This is a genomic window from Verrucomicrobiota bacterium, from assembly GCA_039027815.1.
In the GTDB taxonomy this organism is placed as follows: domain Bacteria; phylum Verrucomicrobiota; class Verrucomicrobiia; order Verrucomicrobiales; family JBCCJK01; genus JBCCJK01.
The window spans coordinates 1-5,420 of the sequence record JBCCJK010000071.1 but is presented as its reverse complement, the minus strand read 5'-3'; the positions used below and the strand labels follow the sequence as shown (position 1 = coordinate 5,420).

Annotated in this window: 4 protein-coding genes; 1 reads left to right on the top strand and 3 read right to left on the bottom strand. The window is 56.2% G+C overall.

Translation table 11 applies throughout. The features are described from left to right. Positions 1 to 73: 73 nt before the first annotated feature. The 3 genes from casA to AAF555_12175 form a co-directional block, all read right to left on the bottom strand. Complete coding sequence (gene casA, locus AAF555_12185; GenBank protein MEM6912324.1) at positions 74 to 1,201, bottom strand: type I-E CRISPR-associated protein Cse1/CasA; 1,128 nt, start codon at positions 1,199 to 1,201, stop codon at positions 74 to 76. Between the two features lie 18 nt (positions 1,202 to 1,219). Then, the gene (gene cas3 / locus AAF555_12180; protein MEM6912323.1) at positions 1,220 to 3,847 is read right to left on the bottom strand and encodes a CRISPR-associated helicase Cas3'; all 2,628 of its coding nucleotides are present in this window, start codon (positions 3,845 to 3,847) and stop codon (positions 1,220 to 1,222) included. A 148-nt stretch (positions 3,848 to 3,995) separates the two neighbouring features. After that, positions 3,996 to 4,346, bottom strand: a complete 351-nt coding sequence (locus AAF555_12175) for an HIRAN domain-containing protein (GenBank protein ID MEM6912322.1) — start codon at positions 4,344 to 4,346, stop codon at positions 3,996 to 3,998. Positions 4,347 to 4,507: 161 nt separating this feature from the next. On the opposite strand from AAF555_12175, the gene AAF555_12170 reads away from it, so the two are divergent. Then, positions 4,508 to 5,305 carry a WYL domain-containing protein gene (locus AAF555_12170; protein ID MEM6912321.1) on the top strand — a complete coding sequence of 266 codons (798 nt, stop codon included), beginning with the start codon at positions 4,508 to 4,510 and terminating at the stop codon, positions 5,303 to 5,305. The last annotated feature ends 115 nt before the right edge of the window (positions 5,306 to 5,420 follow it).

Here is a 5,420-nt window from a genome sequence, read left to right as displayed (position 1 = left end):
GAAGAGCTCGGGTTACCACAACCTAGGACTCTTCCCCTTCAAGACGCTCCACTCACAGTAGAATACGGCACTCTCAGGCAGGAATATCTCCCCTCTCTTCCACCCCTTCTGAAAAAACCAACTTGTTCAGCGCTTCCCTAAGTGGTAAGGTGAATGTCGATTCGACCGTGTTGAGAATCTTGGCTTTGAGGTCGGTGACCAGTGCGCCGGACCAGATGGTGCATTGCTCATCATCGAACTCTTGCTCATGACTTTGCAAAACGGGCGAAGTGCCATCGTGGTTCTGATTTAGGAGAGTGATGATATGCAGGTCTCTCCAGATTCCTCGCGAGACACGAGCAGGGAGAATTCTGCGATTATCCTTTTGATCGATGAAAGTCGTGACAGAAGCTTCACGAAACGGCTCCCAGCCGGGGTATTGGAGGCTTTCTTTTCGGTGGTAGAAGCCGCTCAGGTCAGAGGTGAGTTTGAGCGATCTGTGACGGGGGGATAGTCGGCCGAGAATCGTTGTGGTGGAGGTGATGGATTCGGCTTTGGTTTGCGCTTCCCAGCTAGGGTTGCCGAGGGTTTTGCATCCCGTGGTAGAAATCGTCTGTAGATCAATGCAGTTGAGAAGAATCGTCTCCTGTAGCTGTTTTCCGATGAGAATGCTGTGAATCGCGTTCGATTCACAGCAGGGGCCTTTTCCTTTGTAGCCGGCTCCGTAGAGTGGGTAGAAATTTTGAAATGTCAGCAGCGCTCGGGCGATGGTGGCAGGATCGTAATCTCTGGAGCTGCTCATGCCGTGATGGTCGAGCAAAGTAGGGTTATTGCCGGTGGCGAGCGATGAAATCAGCTTGGAGGTTGGAACGGGCTCGCCTTTTTCAGGCACATCTTCTTGCAAGAAGCGCGGGCCATCGCCGAGGAGATCAAAGTGGGGGTGGATGTCATCGCGTTCGAGGTAGTCGGTGGCCTCTTGTGCTAGGTTGTCGCCGAAGCTGTTCCAGCCGTCGGGTGTAGCGGGTGCGCCGATGGTGGCGTGGGTGATGCAGACGAGTAGGCGGATGATGGAGATGCGCTCTTGGGGCAGGCAGTCGAGGTCGGCGATTTCTTCGCCACGGACGAAGGCGTCGTGAAGGGAAACGAGGGGCGGGTTGTCCGCTGTGGTGGATTTCCAGCGGACAGGAATCCACGGGTGGTCGATGAGGTTGAAGTTTTGCATGGTGAATTTTCGTGAGGATTAGAACCAGTCTTCTTCGGGTTCGGTGAAGCTTTGGGCGGGCTCGTTTTTCTGGGCTGTGATGCCGGTTAGCGGGTAGTAGCAAAGCGTGTGGCTGTTGGTGTGGCCGAGGAGATCCAGTTCGGCGGAGTCGTCGCGGACGACGGCGAGGACAGCATCGCGCATGTGTTGGTGCAGCCAGATAGGCTGCTGATTGAGAAGGTCTTTGGCGAGGTGTTGGGAGATTTGGGCGGCGTTGCGGTGGAGGGCTTTGGCGAGGGGGTAGGAGAATTGCTCTGGGTAGAGGGTGAAGGAGCTTGGGGTGACTCCTTGCGGATGATAGGGAGTGATGGTGGTGACGCCGTTCTGGGTGAGGGGAGCCCTTTTCAGGAGGATGATGGCGATGGAGGGTTCGATTTTGTAACGGGTCTCGCGGCCTTCCTGGTCCTCGATGGCGGTGATGAAGACATCTCGACTGCGGGCGGTGCCGGATTGTTGATCTCCCAGAAGGCGGTATTCGTGGAGGAATTCGGTGAGCGCGGCAGAGGAGTCGCCGGGTATTTCTGCTGAGGATGATTCGAGTAGGTCGCGGATTTGCGAAGGGAGAGTGATTGAATCTCTGGTAAGCAAAGTGTGCTGCGCCTGCCAGAGAGTGAGGGGTGGATAGATGAAGTGGTGGGGCTTGAGTTGCTCTTTGATTTCTTTGGCGGTGGCTTGCCAGTTGGTGTCGGGATGAAGGATATGGCAGGTGGGCTTTTTATAGCCTGTTGGACGCTTGTGTTTGTGGCGGTGAAGGCGACCGATGCGTTGGAGGATAAGGTCGGTAGGGGCTAGGTCGGAGACGAGGAGGTCGGCATCGATATCGACGGATTGCTCGACGATCTGGGTGGAGACGAGGAGTGAGCCGGGCGGGCGGTTGGCGGGATTCTTTCCTAGGAGTGTGACCCAGGTTGTTTCGTTGTCCTCGCGCTGCCATTGAGGAAAGCGGGAGTGGATGAGTGCAGTGGGCTGGTCGGAGTTCTCCCGGAGTAGCTCTTTGAGTTCGTGGTAGGTTTGTTGGGCGAGGGCGACGGTGTTGCGGATGACGACGACGTTGGCTCCTTCGTTGACGGCATCGGCAATGGATTGCCAGTAGGCGGTGTCTTCACCTGTGAGGGTGTGGTGTTGGAGCTGAATGGTTTTCTCTTCTACCGGCTCGTTGATAGAGAAGTGTTGAGCTGCGGCGCTACCGGTGGCGACTTTTGTGATGAGAGGATAATCGGTCAAAATCGTGTTTTCGGTGGCTTCGGCTGCTGCGATGAGTTGTTGGCGGCGCTGGGCGGTGAGGGTTGCGGAGAGGATGATGACGGTGGAGCCGCATTCGAGCTGATACTGAATCAGGCGGTCGATGAGGGCGGACATGTAAGGGTCGTAGGAATGGACTTCGTCGATGACTATGGCTTTGCCAGCGAGTGCGAAGTGGCGAAGGGCGGCGAAGCGGGCGGGGAGGATGGAGAGAAGGGCTTGATCGATGGTGCCGGTGCCGAAGGGGGCTATGAGTTGCTTGCGGGTGGAGGAAAACCAGCGCAGGGCCTCGTCGGTGTCGTTGTGGTCGAGTTCGGGAGTGCTATCATTCTCCTCCAGACGTTTGGAGAGTGGGAGGACTGCGTTTTCGCTGAGCCAAGCGTTGCCATGGATGAGCGTTTGGAAGGTGTCGGTAGCGACGGTATTTTTCAGGAAGCTATTGATGCGCTCGTGGATGCGGTTGGAGGTGAGCTGAGTCGGAAGGGCGAAGTAAAGGCCGCGGGCGTGGCCGTTTTCCCAAAGCTGGTAGGCTGCGGAAAGAGCGGCTTCGGTTTTTCCCATGCCCATGGGGGCTTCCACGATGTAGAGACCGGGTTCGGTGGCGGCGTCTAGGAGTGTTTGTTGAATGGGGCGGGGTTGGGCTCCCGCTGGAAGCTCTCCTTTGAATTGGGCAGCGAAGCTGAGGGTGCTTTTATGCGATGGGGTTAACCTGAGTTGGCTGATTCTCCCTTCGGCTAGCGTAGTGACGGATGACTCCTTGATGCTTGTGTCGAAGGGAAACCAGTCGGTGTTCGAGCCAATCCAGTCCGCGAGTATTGTAAAGCCAGTAAGCAGGTGGAGGTGAGAGTGTTTTTCACAGTCACTGCATGGCAGTGGGCCGAAGAGTTGAATGAGTTTCCGGAGAAGCTCATTCCGGAGATCGGAAAAAAGAGATTCGAGCCCGCCCTCCGAAATATCACAGTGACGTCGGCTGTTTCTCAGCAGTTTCCAGCCACAAGGATAGCTGCCGTGGTGTCCTGCCGAAGAAATGGTCCAGTTCTTGGTGGTGTCTTGTAGGTGCCATTGGCTAACCAAGGCGTGGTTGGTAGTTAGCCCATTGGATTGGATCTGACTGGAAACTGTCTGGTGGTGAATCCACGCGGGGCACTTGATCTGGAATCCCGGGGTTAATTTTCCTATGTCGTGTGCGGCGACTAGAGTCTCCCAGCCTTGCGGTAAAAGGTTTTGAATAGCCTTTGGTAGCTTGGCGTAAAGAGCTTTGGCCACCCAGCCGACAGTCTTGCAGTGGTCTTCTACGGAAAGCGCTGGGTGGCTGAGGGTGTCGGTCTTGGCCCAGCAGTCGTTTAGGCGAATATTAAAAGGCATTTGCAATGATCACTATATAGAATTCATCAGCTGGCTGCATCAGTTGCCCCTTTCTTTGGCGAGGGTCTTAAGAGGCGCTCCCAAGGACGACGTTCCTCTGTGGTGTGAGCATAGAATTCACCGGGCTTAGGCTGGGAGCTGGAGGCCATTAGTTGGTTGTATCAGGTTTCCTTTCAGTAGGCGAGTTGGAACCGCTTTCCTCCAAGAGCACTTCCAAGGTCAAGGGAATCGTGGGATGTGGTTCTTTGGCGAGCCAGGCGATGTGGGCGGTGAGGGGGCAATTTTGGCGGAGGAGGCGGCTGACAATGTGGTTCGATTCCCTCGGGAGGTAGCCGATGTGGTGCGTTTTCCAATGAATGCGCACGGCATGGCGGTCGTAGGGGTTGGCAGGCTCGGGCTGTAGCTCGAGAGGGTCGTGGAGCTGCATCTTGTTCAGCCACGATTGCTCCCCATGGTGATGAAAACCATGAAGGGGGGATGTTTGGAGGCGGAAGTGCATGTTCTATTTTCGATGGCTGACTTTCGATAGTAGCAAAGTGCTTAAAGTTTCTTGACTATTCAGAATTCTGAAATATAATTTCACGAACCTGTTGTATTTCTAGACGCATTCTGCCGCTCGGTGCTCAGTGTGTCAAGATATACGATGCATTTATTTACACGATGGGTAATGCGACGAATCGGGAGCAGTGGGCGGGGCAGGAGCGGCTGCGTTTTGTGGAGCGCCGGGCGTGGTGGCGGGGGGTGGTGAATCGGCGCGATTTGGTGGAGCTGTTTGGGATTTCGGCGGCCCAGGCGAGCGGGGATTTGCAGGCTTATTTGGAGCTGAATCCGGGGTCGATGCATTACTCCCTGAGCCGGAAGCGCTACGAGGCAGTGGCCGAGATGCGCTGTGTTCTGCATGAGCCTCGGCTGCGGGATGTTTTGGGTGCGGCCTGGGTGGGGGGCCTCGGGAGTGCGGAGGTCCCAGCGGATCGGGTGGTTTTGCCAACTCGGGAGGCGGAGCCTCAGGTGGATCGGCGGGTGTTTCTGAGTGTGGCGGAGGAGCGGGTCCTGGGAGTACGCTATTGGTCGGTCCACCGCTCACGGGTTTCTTTCCGAGAGATCGCCCCCAGGGCCTTCGCCCACGACGGGTATCGTTGGCATGTGCGGGCGTGGTGTTTCGAGAATGAGGATTTCCGAGATTTTGTGCTCAGTCGGATCGAGTCGGCCGAGTGGCCGGAGAGGTCGTTCCAGCCGCCTTTGGTGGACGAGGATTGGGAGACGATGGAGGTGGTGGCGGTGCGGCCTTCGAGTCGGCTCAGTCGGGAGCAGCAAAAGGCGGTGGCCCGAGATTACGGGATGAAAAGGGGAAAGCTGCGATTGGAGGTCCGGAAGGCGCTCAAGAGCTATTGGCTGGCGTATTTGCGCTTGCCAGACGAGGAGAAGCCTTTGCCTTCGCATTTGGAGTTGGCGAAGTGAGCGGGCTTTTTTGGAGTTCGATCAAGGGGTGAGGTTGTAGAAAATGACTGGATTGGGGGGTGCACTGTTGGGTTAGTTTTCAGTTTTCAGTTTTCAGTTTTCAGTTTTCAGTTTT